Here is an 18,335-nt window from a genome sequence, read left to right as displayed (position 1 = left end):
AATGAAAGCTTTTTATATCATATCATTCTTTATATTATGCCTTCTAAATCAAAATGTAACAGCACAGTTACAAATTGATTCTTTTGAGTCCATAGAAAACAAAATGACTACTGCCCCTAAACCTCTGGTCGTATTTATTCATACCGATTGGTGCATGTATTGTAAGAATATGGAAAATACAACTTTTAAGAATAATGATATTATACAACAATTAAACGAAAATTTCTATTTCGCTTCACTAAATGGTGAAAGTCGTGAAACCATACATTTTCTAAACACCTCCTTTCGTTTTCAACCTAACGGAAATAAAACTGGAGTACATCAATTAGCCAGAGAACTTGCTACAGTTAATAACCAAATTGGCTATCCAACATTGGCAATTCTAAATCACAAATACGAAATCATATTTCAACAGCAGTCTTTTTTAAGTGCTAAAGAACTTATCAAAATATTAAATAAACTTTCTAAAAATGATTCATAAAAAATTAATGCTATTACTTCTGGTTTTCACGTTTTTCTCCTGTAAAAAAGAAGTAAAAGATAAAAATCAAAAACTACAAGTGGTCACTACCACCTCTATGATCACTGATATGGTTAAAAATATAGGTGGAGATCTAATTGAAGTCGAAGGATTAATGGGAAGTGGTGTCGATCCTCATTTATATAAAGCCAGCGAGGGAGATGTATCTAAATTAGTGAATGCCGATGTAATTTTTTATAACGGTTTACACCTGGAAGGAAAACTGGTAGAAGTATTTGAAAAAATGAAACATCAGGATATTAATACCATAGCTATAGGAGAAAGTTTAGATAAAAATACATTAATCGGTTCTGATTATTTTGCTTCTAATTACGACCCCCATATATGGTTTAGTGTAAAAAACTGGAAAATCATAACGACGTTCGTTACCCACAAACTCACAGAGATAGATCCAAAAAATGCTGAAGTTTTTAAAGCCAACGGAAAAACATACTTAACTAAGCTTGATGAATTAGAAAACAAATTAAAAAACACCATAGCAACCTTACCAAAAGAAAAGCGAATTCTCGTTACAGCACACGATGCTTTTAGTTATTTTGGAAAAGCATATGATTTTGATGTAGTTGGTTTACAGGGGTTATCTACTGCTACAGAAGCTGGAGTACAGGATGTTCAAAAATTAGCTAACTTTATTATTGAGAAGAAAGTAAAAGCTATTTTTGTAGAAAGCTCTGTACCTAAACGAACTATTGAAGCCTTACAAGCTGCAGTAAAATCAAAGAATCATGAAGTAGCCATTGGCGGAACATTGTTTTCTGATGCGCTAGGTAATGCAGAAACAAAAGAAGGTACCTATATTGGGATGTTTGAATATAATGTCAATACAATTATAAATGCGTTGAAGTAATAGTAAACAAATAATTTGTAGTGATTATATTGAATAAAAATTGTTTACATGAAAGAACAAAAAATCGCAGTTCAAATAGATGATTTAACTGTAGCTTACAATTACAAACCTGTACTATGGGATATTGACCTTGCTATACCAGAAGGTGTACTTATGGCTATTGTAGGGCCAAACGGAGCAGGAAAATCTACTTTGATAAAATCGATTTTAGATATCATTAAACCCATTGCAGGAAGTACTCAAATTTATGGGAAACCTTACAAGAAACAACGTTCACTGGTAGCTTATGTTCCTCAAAAAGGGAGTGTAGACTGGGATTTCCCGACCACTGCACTAGATGTAGTAATGATGGGAACTTATGGGAGTTTGGGATGGATCAAAAGACCAGGGCAAAAACAAAAAAAAGCTGCTCTTGAAGCATTAGAAAAAGTAGGTATGCTTTCTTTTAAAAGCAGACAGATAAGTCAGCTTTCGGGAGGACAGCAACAACGTATTTTTTTGGCAAGAGCTTTAGTTCAAAATGCATCTATCTATTTTATGGATGAACCTTTTCAAGGAGTCGATGCCACTACAGAAAAGGCAATTATTAATATCTTAAAAGAACTTAGGAAAGCTGGTAAAACAGTAATTGTCGTACATCATGATTTACAAACTGTACCAGAATACTTTGATTGGGTTACTTTCCTTAATGTAAAAAAGATCGCTACCGGACCGGTAAAAGACATTTTTAATGATGACAATTTAACCAAAACCTACGGAATTAATTACAAGGTTAGTATACAACAGTAAGAACTATGGATATAAAAGAATACATAGAACTTGTCTTTACAGATTACACCTTACGTACTATTACATTAGGTACAGCAGTACTTGGCGCCATCTGTGGCATGTTAGGTAGTTTTGCAGTATTGCGTAAACAAAGTTTATTAGGAGATGCAATTTCTCATGCCGCATTGCCAGGCATTGCCATCGCTTTTCTAATTATTGGCACAAAAAATAGCTCTGCATTTCTATTAGGAGCATTAATTAGTGGTTTAATTGGTACTTTTTGGATTCGTGGTATCACTAGTAAAACACACCTGAAATCTGATACAGCTTTAGGTCTTATTTTATCATTATTCTTTGGGTTCGGAATGTTATTACTAACCTATATCCAGAAAATGCCCAACGCTAATCAGGCCGGTTTAGAAAGCTACCTTTTTGGACAGGCAGCCACACTTTTAGAAAGTGATGTATGGCTTATGATCACTGTTACAGGAATCAGCTTGGTAGTTTTATTATTATTTTGGAAAGAACTCAAACTATTATTATTCGATGCTGATTACACTAAGACATTAGGGTTTAACACCAAATTCTTAGATATTCTTATCACCACATTTATTGTAATTGCAATCGTATTAGGACTACAAACCGTAGGCGTAGTATTAATGAGCGCTATGTTATTAGCTCCCGCTGCTGCGGCTAGACAATGGACAAACAATTTAGCTGTAATGGTTATTCTGGCAGCGATTTTTGGCGCATTCTCCGGAGTTTTCGGGACTGCTATCAGTGCCAGTCATAATAACTTATCTACAGGACCTGTAATTGTACTGGTTGCTGGTGTTTTTGTACTATTTTCTTTTATTTTTTCTCCCGGTCGAGGGCTATTATTTAGAGAAATACGGTTTAGAAAAAACAGAAATGACCTTCAATTGCATAAAACATTATCTTTTATGTATAATATTGCTAGTACACACGAAAACATTGCACATCCACATGCAATTAAAATTCTGAATAACTTTCAGGGGTTCACCAGAAAGTCACTTCAAAAACTAGAAGATAAAGATTATGTAAAAATTGAGGGCAGTATGTGGTCTCTAACCGAGTCTGGATATAAAACTGCTTCCAATTTATATGATCAATTAACAAAAGAAGAGAATGAGTAACGCACAGATAGAAATACAACTAATTGCCAGCTTGGTAGCAATAGCTTGTGCTATTCCAGGAACTTTTTTAGTATTACGAAAAATGGCATTAATCACTGATGCAATCAGTCATTCTATCCTGCCAGGTATTGTAATCGGTTTTTTTATTACTCATGACTTATCGTCTCCTTTATTGATCATTCTTGCTGCTGCAAGTGGTGTCGTTACTGTAGTATTGGTAGAGTTTATCCAAAAGACAGGCTTAGTAAAAGAAGATACCGCTATAGGTCTCGTTTTTCCTGCCCTTTTTAGTATTGGTATCATACTTATTGCACAAAATGCAAATGATGTACACCTAGATGTTGATGCCGTATTATTAGGAGAACTTGCCTTTGCCCCCTTTGATCGATTACTTATAGGAGGTACAGATGTAGGCCCTAAATCTTTATGGATTATAGGCACTATATTACTGATCACATTAGGGCTGTTATTTGCATTTTTTAAGGAACTAAAAGTAAGCACATTCGATGCAGGTTTAGCTTCTGCTCTTGGGTTATCCCCTGTAGTTATGCATTATGGACTAATGACGGTTTCATCAATCACTACGGTAGGTGCTTTTGATGCAGTTGGTGCTATTTTAGTCATTGCATTAATGATTGCTCCTGCAGCTACTGCTTATTTACTAACAAATGACTTAAAAAAAATGCTTCTGTTATCTGTTATATTTGGAGTAAGTAGCGCCATTATAGGATATTGGGTAGCACATGCGTTAGACACATCTATTTCTGGATCAATGACTACAGTATTAGGATTAGTTTTCTTATTCGTATACCTATTTGCTCCCAACAAAGGCTTGTTTTCTGTGTTGTATAGACAAAAACAACAACGTATCGAGGTTTCCTTACTCACCTTTCTTCTACACTTGGGAAACCACCAAGAAGAGGAAGAACGGCATGTAAAACATTTAAATGAACATATTAATTGGCAGAAGGTACAATCAAAATCTGTTTTGAATCTGGCACTTAAAAACAATATGATTACGATTAATAATGATATTGTTTCTTTAACTAAAAAAGGGAAAAATTTTACAACAGAAGCAATTGATTATATTGTAACTAATAAAAATGCTGAAATCGAAAACATGAAGGATAGGTTTTTCCTGTTTAGAGGTTAAAACTCGTATATTTAAAGGAAAAAAGGGAAATGTTTGCATCTTTAAAAAGGAATTTTATATTACTATCCATTTTATTTTATTTAATAAGCTACACTTCCTATACTCAGGAAAAACCTGTTCGCTTAGTAGAAGATAAGCAGAAAAAAAGAACAATCATATACATCCAAAATGACACGGATACAGATAAGAGTGTATTTTTAAAAGTAAATCCGACTGGATATCGCAAGAGTGCCCAACGACCTATTATTAAAAATATCCCTGCCAAAAGTAAAGTACAAATATTAATCCTTATCCCATTAACAGATGTTGAATCTCACTATACATATAATCTGGTTGTAAATGAAGAATTAGAAACTATAGATGTAAAGCACAGTAAAAGTTTTAAAAAGAAGGATAGTATTTGAGTTATACTTCCTAAAAGTTTTGATTTTATATACCGAAGTGATTTCTTTATTAGACCTCACAGGTTTTAGAAACCTGTGAGGTCTAATAGTAACCTGATAATATAATTTTGAATCGGGAACAATTATTTTTTGTCATATACTTTGAAAACGTATTTCACATAGAAATCTATATATTTAGACTTAAAAAGTCTAATCCACTTCTATACTTTATGAATCATACAAAACCACCATGGTATTTTCTCTTACTGGTCATTTTAGCAGGAGAATCCGTTTTTATCCTTCCATTTGTTCTTTCACGAGTATTTAGACCAACAGTACTTGAGGTATTTAATTTAGATAATATTCAGTTAGGTATATGTTTCTCTATTTATGGAATTGTAGCTCTAATATCCTATCTTTTTGGAGGCGCCTTAGCGGATAAGTTTCCTCCAAGAAAATTAATAGCAACAGCACTATGGATGACCGCTTTGGGAGGATTAATATATGCCAGTTTCCCCAATTATACAGTATTAAAAGCACTTTATGGTTATTGGGGGTTCACTACTATATTTTTATTCTGGGCTCCCATGATTAAAGCTACTCGCGTTTGGGGCGGCAACACTTCTCAAGGTAAAGCGTTTGGGTTTTTAGATGGCGGCCGAGGATTAGTTGGCGCTTTATTTGGAGTCTTGGGAGTATTTATTTTTTCGCTATTTATTACTTCAGAAATCTCTGAAGTGACTACTGCCGAAAGCAAAGCTGCTTTTAAATATGTAATCTTAGTATCCTCTGGGCTTGTTAGTATTGTAGGAGTATTAGTTTGGTTATTTATGAAAATGGGTCATGAATTAGAAAAACAAATTACAGTAGAGAAAATCACAATATCTCAAGTTCAAGAAGTATTGCGCTTACCTTCTGTTTGGTTGCTCATGATTATTATTCTATGCGCTTATGTAGGCTACAAAATTACCGATGTATTTTCATTATATGCTAAAGATGTTATGCTATATGATCAAGTGCAATCGGCTCAAGTGGGTACATTTTTGTTATTTATCCGACCCATTATTGGAGTTTTAATCGGAATATTAGCCGACCGTTCACAAACCACCTTTTGGCTACTTATTAGTTTTATAGTCTCATTCTTCGGAGCATTATTGTTTGCCTCTGGTATAATTTCAGATTCTGCAACAATTTTATTTTTTATATCAATTTTAGTAGTAGCAACAGGAGTGTATGCAGCTCGTTCTTTATACTTTGCAGTAATGCAGCGAGGAAAAATCCCATTGGTTCTTACAGGAACTGCTGTTGGGATTATTTCTCTTATAGGCTATACTCCTGATATATTTGCAGGGCCAGCAATGGGATATCTTCTAGAAAATTCACCAGGACCCGAAGGACACCAACATGTATTCTGGATGTTAGCTTTATTTTCTTTTATTGGTGGCCTAGCTGCCTGGTATTATTACAAATTATATAGTACACAAAAAAAGTAAGTATAAGAAAATCTCAAAAAATAAAATTACTTATATAAAAAAAACCACGATAACTATTATCGTGGTTTGTATTTATTTTAGAATAATGTTTCTTAAAACTCTCTATTCACATCCCAGGCTTCCAGATAGTCTTTTACACGTTGTACAAACTGCCCTCCTAGCGCTCCGTTAACAACTCTGTGATCATAAGAGTGTGATAAGAACATTTTATATCGAATACCAATAAAGTCCCCTTCTGGTGTTTCTATTACAGCAGGAACCTTTCTAATCGCTCCCAAAGCCAAAATACCTACCTGTGGTTGATTAATAATTGGTGTCCCCATAATGCTTCCGAATGTACCCACATTAGTTACTGTATACGTACCGCCTTGTATATCATCTGGTTTTAAAGCGTTATTACGTGCTCTATTTGCAAGATCATTAACCGCTTTGGTCATTCCTACCAAATTTAATTGATCTGCATTCTTAATCACAGGTACAATTAAATTACCATCTGGTAAAGCTGCTGCCATACCCAGGTTTATATTTTTCTTTTTGATAATTGTATCTCCAGAGATAGAGATATTCATCATCGGGAAATCTTTTAATGCTTTAGCAACTGCTTCCATAAAAATAGGAGTAAACGTAAGGTTCTCCCCTTCTCTCTTCATGAAATCTCCTTTTACTTTCTTTCTCCAATTCCAGATATTGGTTACATCGGCTTCTATAAATGACTGCACATGAGCAGAAGTCTGTACAGATTCGACCATATGATGTGCAATAAGTTTGCCCATTCTGGTCATTTCTATAATCTCGTCTTCTCCTGATGCTACAACCGGTGCTGCTTTAGCTACTTCTTCCTTTTTAGCTGGAGTTGCTTCTGGTTTTGCCTTTATTTCTTCTTTTACAGGCTGCGTTTTTATTTTTCCGTTTTTGCGATCATCTACAAATTGTAAAATATCATTTTTGGTAACACGACCATCCTTACCTGTTCCCGAAATAGCTTCTAATTCATTTAAGGAAACATTTTCTGTCGCAGCAATATTCTTTACTAACGGAGAATAAAACTTACTACTCCCAGAAAAATCGGTTGCATTTCCTGCCACTACTGTTTCTGCGATTTGTGTTTCTAATACTTCTGCTTCTTTTGGAGTTTCCTCTACTTTGGCAGTAGTTTCTTGCGGAGTTGATTCTATAGCTCCCTCACCTTCAGTCTCTATTACAGCTATAACCTGGCCTACCTGTACTACATCATCAACATCAAAAAGTTTTTCTACCAGTACACCTTCTACCTCACTAGGCACCTCACTATCTACTTTATCAGTTGCTATTTCAACAACTGCATCATCTAATTCAATAGTATCCCCAACTTCTTTTAACCAAGTTGTTATTGTTGCCTCTGCAACACTCTCACCCATTTTTGGAAGTTTCAGCTCAAATTTTGCCATATTCTTAATCAAAAGTGTTTATAAGTTATGTTTTTTGCGAATTTAATTAAAATTCGGCTTAAAAATTATTTTTTTCGTATTAAAATTTACTTAACATCTATATCTTCAAGTTTACAGATACTTCTAAATATATGCAAATCAAGGACTCTTTAATGCATTCTCAAAAGGAATTCGATTAAGTATACTTCTTCCCAAAGTAACTTCATCTGCATATTCTAACTCATCATTAACACCAATTCCTCTGGCAATGGTAGAGGTTTTTATATCTATTCCTTCTAACTGTTTATACATATAGAAATTAGTAGTATCCCCTTCCATGGTTGCACTTAATGCAAATATCAATTCTTGTATTTCTCCAGATTTAACTTTCTCGATCAAAGAACTAATATTTAATTCTTGTGGACCAATACCATCTAATGGACTTATCTTACCTCCCAAAACATGATACAATCCTCTAAATTGACCCGTACTCTCTATAGCCATTACATCTCGTATATCTTCTACTACACAGATAATTTCACGATTTCTACTTGGGTTACTACAGATATCGCAAATATTTGTATCACTGATACTATGACATGTAGTGCAAAATTTAATATCCTCTCGCAATACTCCCAAAGCTTTGGTTAAGTGTTGGGTCTGGGTTTCTGGCTGCCTAAGTAAATGTAATACTAATCGAAGTGCAGTACGTTTTCCTATCCCTGGTAATTGAGACATTTCATAAACTGCATTCTCTAATAATTTTGAAGAAAATTCCATAGCGCAACAAATTTAGCATTTTTAATGATCAACTCCGCCCAGAGTTCCATTCTTTAAACAAAAAATTATGTTTTTATATCATAATGACATTTTTTATCCCTATAACCGCACCAGCTAATTATAAAAGACATTAACAGAGGAAAAAATGAAAGTTCGCAGTGCGTAAGAAAACTTGATATAAATTTAATTTTGAGGTATAAACTATGATAATCTTAACTATACAATTAAGGCCTTTTTGTTACTTTTACTCCAAAAGTAAAAGTAATGTTAGATACTCTTTCTGAAGAAACACAGTTAATTTTAATGATTATAGTTATTGCTATTTTATTCGTAGCAGTATCCTGGAACACCAAACGAAATAAAAATAAACTGTATGATCGTGAAAAACGTAATTTTAGACAGAACTATCAAAAAAAGAAAAAGAGAAAATAACTATATTCTATAAAATGAAACAAACATTTGTTAGAAAAGCTACACCAAAAGATATAGAATGGGTAAATAACACTTATCAAAACATAGATTTTGTAGTGTCAGATTATTCTACCGAATATATTGCTTTAGCAGAGGTTGAAGGTGTGAAATGTGGACTGGGAAGAGTTGTTAATATTGATCAAAACAACTTAGAATTAGGAGGAATGTATGTATTGGGTCAATTTCGAGGTATGGGAATTGCAGAGAAGATCATCTTGCATTTATTAAAAAATCATGAACAACATAAAAAGATATGGTGCCTTCCTTTTGAACATCTTCAGCATTTTTATAATAAGTTTGGTTTTCTAGACCAAAAAACACACAATTACGAAATTCCGGATAAAATACATGCTAAACACAAATGGTGTAATCAAAACTATACTAAGGATGTACTTTTATTAGTTAAGTAGCTATCATCTATTAAACAAACATGCAATTCAATGAAAATATATACTAAAACCGGTGATAAAGGAACCACTGCCCTTTTTGGTGGAACCAGAGTACCTAAACATCATATTCGTATCGACAGTTATGGTACTGTTGACGAGCTTAATTCACATATTGGACTTATCAGAGATCAAAAAATTGATGAACTAAGTAAGAAAATATTAATTAATATACAGGATAAACTTTTTACTGTTGGAGCTGTTTTAGCAACTGACCCTGAAAAAGCTATACTAAAAAGCGGGCAAAAAAGACTAAACATACCTACTATTTCTACAGAAGATATTGAGCTATTAGAAAAAGAAATCGACAGAATGAACGAATCTTTACCGCCAATGACACATTTTGTATTACCGGGAGGGCATCAAACCGTGTCATTCTGTCACATTGCTCGTTGTGTATGCCGAAGAGCAGAGCGTTTAGCAACGGCACTCTATGAAATAAACCCTTTTGAAGAAACAACACTGCATTACTTAAACCGACTATCTGACTATCTTTTTGTACTGGCACGAAAGTTGTCCCACGATCTTAAAGCAGAAGAAATTGAGTGGATTCCTAAAAAGAATTCTTAAAATTTAATAACTGTTAAAATTAGTAAGGGAAACTCCCTAAAAAATCACGTTCTTATAATTATTGTTTAAATAATTAATTTTTTACTTGACTTTTTAAACTAAAAAATTATTTTTGCAAAAAATTAAACCAGTAAACATATGTATTGGACTTTAGAATTAGCATCTTATTTAAGTGATGCACCTTGGCCTGCTACAAAAGACGAGTTAATAGATTATGCAATTCGTACTGGAGCACCTCTGGAGGTTGTAGAAAATCTACAAGCAATTGAAGATGAAGGAGATTCGTATGACTCTATAGAGGAAATATGGCCTGATTATCCTACAGATGAAGATTATCTTTGGAATGAGGATGAATATTAAATAAATGAAATAGTATTAAAAGTCTCGCAAGAGGCTTTTTTTTTGCGTAAATTATGCCACTTTATGGCTATTTACGGCTTAAAAGTATTGTATAATATGACCACTTAGGTCCTGAGATAGTGATAGACTTCAGATATTGAAGTCAGATTAGCATGTTACCTTAAGTAGATAAGGAACCAATTAGTTTCGTTTTGAAATTAAAATCTCATTAAACACACAACCATAAAATTATGGGAATTTTAGATTCTGTATTAAAAGTATTTGTTGGAGATAAGTCCAAAAAAGATATCAAAGAAATTCAACCAAAGGTCGAATTGATAAAACAAGCAGAAAAGGCAATTGAAGGCCTTTCTCATGATGAATTACGCGCTAAAACTGTTGATTTTAAAAATAGAATAAACGAAGCACGTACAAAGATCAATGCAGAAATAGAAACGCTTACCGAAGAAGCCAATAACACAGAAGATATCGACAGAAAAGAAGATATCTATGGTGAAATAGACAAATTAAAAGAAGAAGCATATGAAGCTACAGAAAAAGCTTTAGACGAGATTCTTCCTGAAGCTTTTGCCGTAGTAAAAGAAACCGCAAAGCGTTTTGCTAATAATGAATCAATAAAAGTTACGGCTTCTGCTTACGATCGAGAACTCTCTGGTACCAGAGATCATATTACTCTTGATGGCGAACAAGCTATTTGGGCAACAAGTTGGGATGCAGCTGGTAAAGAAGTAAAATGGGATATGATCCATTATGATGTACAACTTGTCGGAGGTATTACACTACACGAAGGAAAAGTAGCAGAAATGCAAACAGGAGAAGGTAAAACCTTGGTAGCAACACTCCCAGTATACCTTAATGCATTATCTGGTAATGGTGTTCACCTGGTAACAGTAAATGATTACCTTGCTCGTCGTGATAGTGAGTGGATGGCTCCTATTTTTCAGTTTCATGGACTTACCGTAGACTGTATTGATAATCACAGACCTAACTCTGCAGAACGTAGAGCAGCTTATAATGCAGATATCACATACGGAACCAACAATGAATTTGGATTTGATTATCTACGTGATAATATGTCTCACGCTCCAGAAGATCTGGTACAACGCCCTCATAATTATGCAATTATAGATGAAGTAGATTCTGTATTAATTGATGATGCCCGTACACCACTAATTATTTCTGGACCTATCCCAAAAGGAGATATCCACGAATTTGATGAGTTAAAGCCAAAAATTGCTGATATTGTTTCGGTACAACAAAAATACCTTACTACTGTTTTAGCTGAAGCTAAAAAATTAATTAAAGAAGGTGATGCCAAAGAAGGAGGTTTTAAATTACTACAAGTATACCGAGGGATCCCTAAAAATAAAGCTTTAATTAAGTTTTTAAGTGAGGAAGGAGTAAAAATGTTACTTCAAAAGACAGAAAACTTCTATATGCAAGATAATAACAGAGAAATGCATAAAATTGATGCCGATCTGTATTATGTAATAGAAGAGAAAAACAATCAGATAGATCTTACTGATAAAGGTGTAGATTATCTTTCGGGAAAAGATGATCCGGATTTCTTCGTACTACCACAAATTGGTATGGAAATAGCTAAAATTGAAGGTTTAGAATTATCCAAAGAAGAAGAAGCAGAAAAGAAAGAAGATCTTTTTAGAGAATATAGTGTAAAAAGTGAACGCATTCACACCTTACGTCAACTATTAAAAGCATATTCTTTATTCGAAAAGGATGTAGAATATGTGGTGATGGATAATAAAGTAAAAATTGTAGATGAACAGACGGGTCGTATTATGGACGGACGTCGATACAGTGATGGACTGCACCAAGCTATTGAAGCCAAAGAAAATGTAAAGATTGAAGATGCAACTCAGACTTTTGCTACTGTGACACTTCAGAACTATTTCCGTATGTACGGTAAATTATCTGGTATGACAGGTACTGCAGTAACCGAAGCAGGAGAGCTTTGGGAAATCTATAAACTCGACGTAGTAGAAATACCGACCAACCGACCTATAGCTAGACATGACAGAGAAGATTTGGTATACAAAACCAAACGCGAAAAATACAATGCCGTTATCGAAGAAGTTACCGAACTATCTCGTGCAGGAAGACCTGTACTAATTGGTACTACTTCTGTAGAAATTTCGGAATTATTAGGGCGAATGCTTACGATTCGTAAAGTCCCACATAATGTATTGAATGCGAAACTCCATAAGAAAGAAGCCGATATTGTTGCCGAGGCTGGTAATGCAGGTGTAGTAACTATCGCGACCAATATGGCTGGTCGTGGTACAGATATTAAATTATCTGATGAAGTAAAAGCTGCAGGTGGACTTGCAATTGTTGGTACAGAGCGTCATGATTCTCGACGTGTAGACAGACAGTTGCGTGGTCGTGCCGGTCGACAAGGAGATCCAGGTAGTTCTCAGTTCTATGTATCGTTAGAAGACAACCTAATGCGTTTATTTGGTTCTGAGCGTATTGCCAAAATGATGGATAGAATGGGATTAAAAGAAGGTGAAGTAATTCAACATTCTATGATCTCTAAATCTATCGAAAGAGCTCAGAAAAAAGTAGAAGAAAATAACTTTGGTGTTCGTAAACGATTATTAGAATATGATGATGTAATGAATGCACAGCGTGAAGTCGTATATAAACGTCGTTATCATGCTTTGTTTGGAGAGCGTTTACGTGTTGATATTGCCAATATGATCTATGATACTGTAGAAGTAATCACAGAAGGGAATAAAGCTGCTCAGGACTTTAAAAATTTCGAATTCGAATTAATCCGATATTTCTCTATGAGTAGTCCGATTTCTGCAGAAGAATTCGAAAAAATGGATGCTTTAAAGATTTCGGGAGAAATTTATAAAATTGCATATGAGCATTACCAAGATAAAATGAAACGTAATGCAGATGCTGCTTACCCCGTTATTAAACAAGTATATGAAGATCCTTCCAGTAAGTATGAAAGAATCTTAGTACCATTTACAGATGGAGTAAAAAGTATTAATGTTGCTACCGATTTGCAAAAAGCATATGAGTCTGAAGGAAAACAACTCATTACCGATTTCGAGAAAAATATTACACTTGCCATTATTGATGATGCCTGGAAAACACATCTTCGTAAAATGGATGAGTTAAAGCAAAGTGTACAGCTAGCTGTTCATGAGCAAAAAGATCCTTTATTAATCTACAAGTTTGAAGCTTTTGAGTTGTTTAAAGCTATGATCGAAGAGGTAAATAAAGATGTGATTTCATTCTTATTTAAAGGAGAATTACCTACTGGTAATACTCAGGATATTTCTGAAGCTCGCCAGGTGCGAAGAAAAGAGAAGTTAGAAACTTCTAAAGAAGAAATCCCTAATATGGATGAACGTGCAGCACAAAATAGAGCTGCAGGACAAACACAAGGTAAACCTCAAGTCACTGAAACTATCGTGCGAGAACAACCAAAAATAGGACGTAATGATAGAGTAACTATCAAACATGTGATGAGTGGAGAAAATAAAACCGTAAAATACAAACAAGCAATCCCGCTAATCGAAAAAGGAGAATGGGTACTTGTAAATGAATAAACCCTTTATTATGTAATACAAAAGCCGGAAGTTTATTCTTCCGGCTTTTGCGTTTATAGCTTTAGATGTTCTATCATATTTTTATTTTCTCGTATAAATATGTCATGTCATTAAATAATCGAGTAAGCTCGTTACTCATTTTATAGATTTCTTCATCTGTAAATTCTTGATTATTTAATTTATTTCTATTTTTTTTGATCACGTTCCATTGAGAAAAAGTCAATCCTATTTTTTCATCAATTTCTGGAGTATTAAACTTGCAAATCAAAAACTTGTTAATTGCTCCATCTAGTTCATGAAAAGCATTATTAAGCATCTGATAAGAGTTTTTATTTTTCAATTCCATTTGATTTGCATAATAATAAAATGCCAATCGTTGAGAAAGCATTCGCTGTCTTCCTGATATATTTATGATGCCTTCTAACTCTAATCTATCTTCGATTAAATGAGAATCATTTATATTATCCTTAATGCTTTGAAGAGAGTTTTTAGATTCTAAAATTATAGAAGACACCACTGCATCTGCAGCTTTAAGAAGATCTGTATTTGTTTCTATAACTTTCTTTGCATTCTCATAACTTGGTTGTGCTTCAATAAGTACTTTAAATTCTTTCCATAATTCATTAACCCTGGTTAATTTTTCAATAGTTCCCTTAAACTGGGTATTTTGTAAAAGAACACGGTTTTGTTCTTCAAAAATAATCTTACTCGACAGTAAATCTCTCTTCACCTTCGCATCATTAGCATTATTAAGTAAGTATAAATACGCTTTAGACATTTTTTGAGTAAGCATACGTTGTTTACCCGAAACATTTATAGCATTGTTAAATGACAATGATCCATATTTATCGTTTAATTGTGCATGAAGACTTAATGAACTGGCATATACTAATCCTATCACAAATAAAATTAGTATTGATCTGGGGGCTTTTCTTTCGTTATTCATTTATATTGGCTTTATGGTTCTGTTATTTAGTTTATAATTCTCAAACAAATCATAAGAGATTAATTTATCTTCATATTTTTTGGGGTTTTCTTATTGATTTGCAGCGCAAAAATATTTCAGACTATGTTTCGTAAATATGATTTTTATCAGTCTATAAGTGCCCTTAAATAGGTATGTCGGCACTTATCTTACTGTTTACCAGTACTAATTTTGATTTTTATTATGATTTTTTATTGAAAAAAAATAAAATCCTTCGATAAGTAGTTTCAAAAACCTGTAGGCATAAAGAAAATAGAGTACAGATTTTTTTTGTTAAGCCGAAATAAGTAACTACCCAGCTATAGCAATATGAATATATCTGTTCTTCTTGTACTTAAAATTTACTCAAACAGTTTCTACCAATTCAAAAGAATCTCATATACTATATAAAGAAGTAAGTGCAAAAAATTAAAGTACAATTAATTGTATTCTAAATAGATTCTTCGCTACCTGTTAACTATGATTGATCTCATATAAATCTAGTACAATCATCTAACAATCAATTGATTTTTTATTGAAATCAAAAAACACAACACTCACAAATCTACCGGTAAACCATAAAAAATATGCGTTTTTACCTTATAAAATACTGGTAGGTACTAGTTTGACAATCACCATCATAACTATACATTTAACCAAAATTTAATAATTTATTAACAAGCACAAATTTTAACTAATCATGAAAACACAAACTCATTTTAAAAGAAACTATCTAAGCATAAGGCATTTGATCTTATGGTCTTTATTACTCTCCTGTTTACATATCAATGCTCAAAATACTGAACCCAACATGTGTAAAATGGAAGAACAAATGCAAAAACTATATGAGGCAGATCCATATGCAAAAACAGAAATTAAAGCATTGAGGCAAAGTGCCTCACGAATGAAAAGTAGTCAAAACCCAAAATCATATGTAATACCTGTCGTATTTCATGTATTTGGTACCGAGTTTAATAGCGGAAGTACTGTTACCAAAGCGATTATTGAAGATGCTCTACAAAAAACCAATGAGGATTTTCAGGGACTTAATGCAGATTATAGTACTATTGATGCTCCTTTCGATGCTATCAAACAACCTCTGGATGTGACATTTAAACTCGCACAACTTGATCCTAACGGCAATCCTACCACAGGAGTTATATTCTATGATAAAGCCTCGGGAATGGGGAACTACGGCTCTCCTGTTGTAGCCAAAGTAGCCTGGGACAATTACAAATACTGTAACATATACATTACCAGAGATTTATACAATGATGGAGATTTCTACAATTCGGGGGTAGCATGGTATCCAAATACTACTATGTCTGCTGCTAATATTGCTCGGATAGTATACAATGGAAGCTATTTGGGAAATAATACTAATGAGAATTTCAGATCAGTATTAACTCACGAATTTGGGCATTATTTTGATTTACCTCATACTTTTGACAAAGGAGTATGTAATAATGATCCTAATGATGGAGATGGTGTTGCCGATACTCCTTCTCACAAAAAAAGTTCTTCAAGAACCAATTGTACAGTGCTAAAAAATTGTCTGAATCAGGAAATCAATAGTGAGAATTTCATGGACTATACAGATTGTTACAAAATGTTTACACAAGGACAAGTTTCCCGAATGGTCAATGCTTTGGACAATTCATCGACTAGAAATACATTATGGACAAACACCAATCTAACCGCTACTGGATTGGCTTCTGATTTAGGTGCTCGTATCGCTACCTCTGGAGCAATATTTGAAGAACGTTATCTTAATGATGGGATTATAGAAAGTACTATTGATATCACTTGTGAGGACTGTACGTTTACAAAGAACTCTGGAAATATGGTGCTTAATACCGATTATACAGTAGCCAATCTACCCGCAGGTTTAACCCCCAGAATTGTAATAAACAGTAACACTTCTGCGACTATACACCTGGATAATACAGCTTCTAATCATAATCTAGCCAACTCTGTAACGAATCTTTCTTTTACTTTCTTAGATCCTATAGTAACTGGTGGAGTAACTCAATTATATAAAAAGAGTTTAGATAACTTAAAAGTAAACTTTAATGATGTATATACAGAATACTGTAATGTAAATATATCATACGCAGTCTATACCCACATTACTAATGTCGAATTTGATGGTAGAACAAATCCATCTGGATACGACGGAATCTCTAATTATACAAAAAGCCTTAAATACCCAGCTAAACAAGGAAAAACTTACCCTCTAACGATTACAACTAACAAAGGTAATGGTGGTGCTGGCGATAATTTAAGAATACAAGGGTGGTTCGACTGGAATAATAATTTTATTTATGAGGATAATGAACTAATAATATCTCACGCATATGCCAATAGTAGTGTTGATGCTAATGGAGATTACAAATATACTACCAATATCACTATTCCCGCAGATGCTGTTTTAGGAAATACAGCTTTTAGAATTCTGGCGCACTATGTACAAAATAATGCTGGTGATACAGCATGTAGTAGTATTGATAGTGGTGAATCTGAAGATTATGGGTTAAATATCATAGATCAAAATGCTACTTTTTCTATGGAATTTTCGGGAACTCCTACCACTGTTAATTTCTCACAAGGTGTGGCATTTTCTGATCTTACTATAACCGATAACGGAGATTCTATTACCTCGTGGTTATGGTCATTTGAAGGAGGGCAACCTGCTACTTCTACCAATAAAAGTCCTTCTAATATCATATTTCCTGAAGGAGGAACTTATGATGTTACTCTAAAAGTGACAACAGCCAATGGAATAAATAAAACGCTTACAAAAACAGACTACATTACTTCGGCATTAAACTACTGTGATAGTGAACCAAAATTCGGAGGTTATTTTAATGTAAATCATGTTACCTTAAGCACAATAGACCATGCTCCTCTTAAAAGTAGAGCGGGTGATTACTATGATACCGTATTTACAACTCTAGAGACCGGAAAATCCTATCCTATTACCATTAAAACAGAACGTGGCAATGGCGGGACTAGTGATGTAAATAGAGTGCGTGTATGGGCAGATTGGAACTTTGATAGTGTGTTTTCTGATAATGAACTGGTAGCTACCCAAGTTGTAAATTATGCTGATTACACAAACGATGAATATTCTTTTACAGCCAATATTACAGTACCTGATAATGCCGCTGTAGGTAAAAAAGTAGGATTAAGGGTTATTGGTCACTTTGTAGATGGAACCGATGGAGATGCTGCTTGTGGTTCATATGATAGTGGAAATACAGCTGATTATGGGATCATAATTTCAGAGACAACATCTTCTTGTGATGATGGTATCCAAAATGGAGATGAGACAGGAATAGATTGTGGTGGGTCATGTACACCTTGTAATGTATGTGATTCTAACGGGAAAAGTGTATCAGACGAATAT

Annotated in this window: 16 protein-coding genes; 13 read left to right on the top strand and 3 right to left on the bottom strand. The window is 33.8% G+C overall.

What is annotated here, in order from left to right; genetic code table 11:
- Position 1: 1 nt before the first annotated feature.
- From Z053_RS0124010 to Z053_RS0123980, 7 genes are all read left to right on the top strand, one after another.
- Positions 2-481, top strand: coding sequence for a thioredoxin family protein (locus Z053_RS0124010; protein WP_025667512.1), 480 nt, complete (start codon positions 2-4; stop codon positions 479-481).
- Positions 471-1,388 carry a metal ABC transporter solute-binding protein, Zn/Mn family gene (locus Z053_RS0124005; RefSeq protein ID WP_152538387.1) on the top strand — a complete coding sequence of 306 codons (918 nt, stop codon included), beginning with the start codon at positions 471-473 and terminating at the stop codon, positions 1,386-1,388. Before Z053_RS0124010 ends, Z053_RS0124005 begins: the two co-directional genes overlap by 11 nt.
- Positions 1,389-1,436: 48 nt before the next feature.
- The gene (locus tag Z053_RS0124000) at positions 1,437-2,177 is read left to right on the top strand and encodes a metal ABC transporter ATP-binding protein (protein WP_025667510.1); all 741 of its coding nucleotides are present in this window, start codon (positions 1,437-1,439) and stop codon (positions 2,175-2,177) included.
- Between the two features lie 5 nt (positions 2,178-2,182).
- Positions 2,183-3,313: a metal ABC transporter permease gene (locus Z053_RS0123995; protein ID WP_025667509.1), complete on the top strand. Its 1,131-nt coding sequence runs from the start codon at positions 2,183-2,185 to the stop codon at positions 3,311-3,313.
- The gene (locus Z053_RS0123990) at positions 3,306-4,466 is read left to right on the top strand and encodes a metal ABC transporter permease (protein ID WP_025667508.1); all 1,161 of its coding nucleotides are present in this window, start codon (positions 3,306-3,308) and stop codon (positions 4,464-4,466) included. Before Z053_RS0123995 ends, Z053_RS0123990 begins: the two co-directional genes overlap by 8 nt.
- A 29-nt stretch (positions 4,467-4,495) precedes the next feature.
- The gene (locus Z053_RS0123985) at positions 4,496-4,870 is read left to right on the top strand and encodes a hypothetical protein (protein WP_025667507.1); all 375 of its coding nucleotides are present in this window, start codon (positions 4,496-4,498) and stop codon (positions 4,868-4,870) included.
- Between the two features lie 209 nt (positions 4,871-5,079).
- Positions 5,080-6,342 (top strand): MFS transporter, encoded by a 1,263-nt coding sequence (locus Z053_RS0123980; protein WP_025667506.1) that lies wholly within the window; start codon positions 5,080-5,082, stop codon positions 6,340-6,342.
- A 92-nt stretch (positions 6,343-6,434) separates the two neighbouring features.
- Here Z053_RS0123980 and Z053_RS0123975 read toward each other — a convergent pair whose 3' ends face one another.
- Both Z053_RS0123975 and recR read right to left on the bottom strand, forming a co-directional pair.
- A complete protein-coding gene (locus tag Z053_RS0123975; protein ID WP_025667505.1) occupies positions 6,435-7,769 on the bottom strand; it encodes a dihydrolipoamide acetyltransferase family protein in 1,335 nt (444 codons plus the stop codon).
- A 138-nt stretch (positions 7,770-7,907) separates the two neighbouring features.
- The gene (gene recR / locus Z053_RS0123970) at positions 7,908-8,528 is read right to left on the bottom strand and encodes a recombination mediator RecR (protein ID WP_025667504.1); all 621 of its coding nucleotides are present in this window, start codon (positions 8,526-8,528) and stop codon (positions 7,908-7,910) included.
- 264 nt (positions 8,529-8,792) lie between these two features.
- Here recR and Z053_RS31645 point away from each other — a divergent pair, with 264 nt between their 5' ends.
- From Z053_RS31645 to secA, 5 genes are all read left to right on the top strand, one after another.
- The gene (locus tag Z053_RS31645; protein ID WP_160170143.1) at positions 8,793-8,960 is read left to right on the top strand and encodes a hypothetical protein; all 168 of its coding nucleotides are present in this window, start codon (positions 8,793-8,795) and stop codon (positions 8,958-8,960) included.
- A 14-nt stretch (positions 8,961-8,974) separates the two neighbouring features.
- Positions 8,975-9,409, top strand: a complete 435-nt coding sequence (locus tag Z053_RS0123960; RefSeq protein ID WP_025667503.1) for a GNAT family N-acetyltransferase — start codon at positions 8,975-8,977, stop codon at positions 9,407-9,409.
- Positions 9,410-9,439: 30 nt separating this feature from the next.
- The gene (locus Z053_RS0123955) at positions 9,440-10,015 is read left to right on the top strand and encodes a cob(I)yrinic acid a,c-diamide adenosyltransferase (RefSeq protein WP_025667502.1); all 576 of its coding nucleotides are present in this window, start codon (positions 9,440-9,442) and stop codon (positions 10,013-10,015) included.
- A gap of 138 nt (positions 10,016-10,153) precedes the next feature.
- Positions 10,154-10,375 (top strand): DUF2795 domain-containing protein, encoded by a 222-nt coding sequence (locus Z053_RS0123950; RefSeq protein ID WP_008272287.1) that lies wholly within the window; start codon positions 10,154-10,156, stop codon positions 10,373-10,375.
- 230 nt (positions 10,376-10,605) lie between these two features.
- Entirely contained in the window at positions 10,606-13,962 is a 3,357-nt protein-coding gene (gene secA / locus Z053_RS0123945) for a preprotein translocase subunit SecA (RefSeq protein ID WP_025667501.1), read from the top strand.
- A 73-nt stretch (positions 13,963-14,035) separates the two neighbouring features.
- On the opposite strand, the gene Z053_RS0123940 is transcribed toward secA, so the two are convergent.
- Positions 14,036-14,908: a type IV pili methyl-accepting chemotaxis transducer N-terminal domain-containing protein gene (locus Z053_RS0123940; protein WP_025667500.1), complete on the bottom strand. Its 873-nt coding sequence runs from the start codon at positions 14,906-14,908 to the stop codon at positions 14,036-14,038.
- 718 nt (positions 14,909-15,626) lie between these two features.
- Here Z053_RS0123940 and Z053_RS29250 point away from each other — a divergent pair.
- Positions 15,627-18,335, top strand: a 2,709-nt coding sequence (locus Z053_RS29250) for a M43 family zinc metalloprotease (protein ID WP_152538386.1), incomplete at its 3' end; no start/stop codon positions are given.

The organism is Aquimarina megaterium XH134, assembly GCF_000520975.1.
GTDB lineage: Bacteria > Bacteroidota > Bacteroidia > Flavobacteriales > Flavobacteriaceae > Aquimarina > Aquimarina megaterium.
The sequence above is the reverse complement of the archived record's forward strand: the minus strand, read 5'-3'. Positions and strand labels throughout refer to the sequence as shown.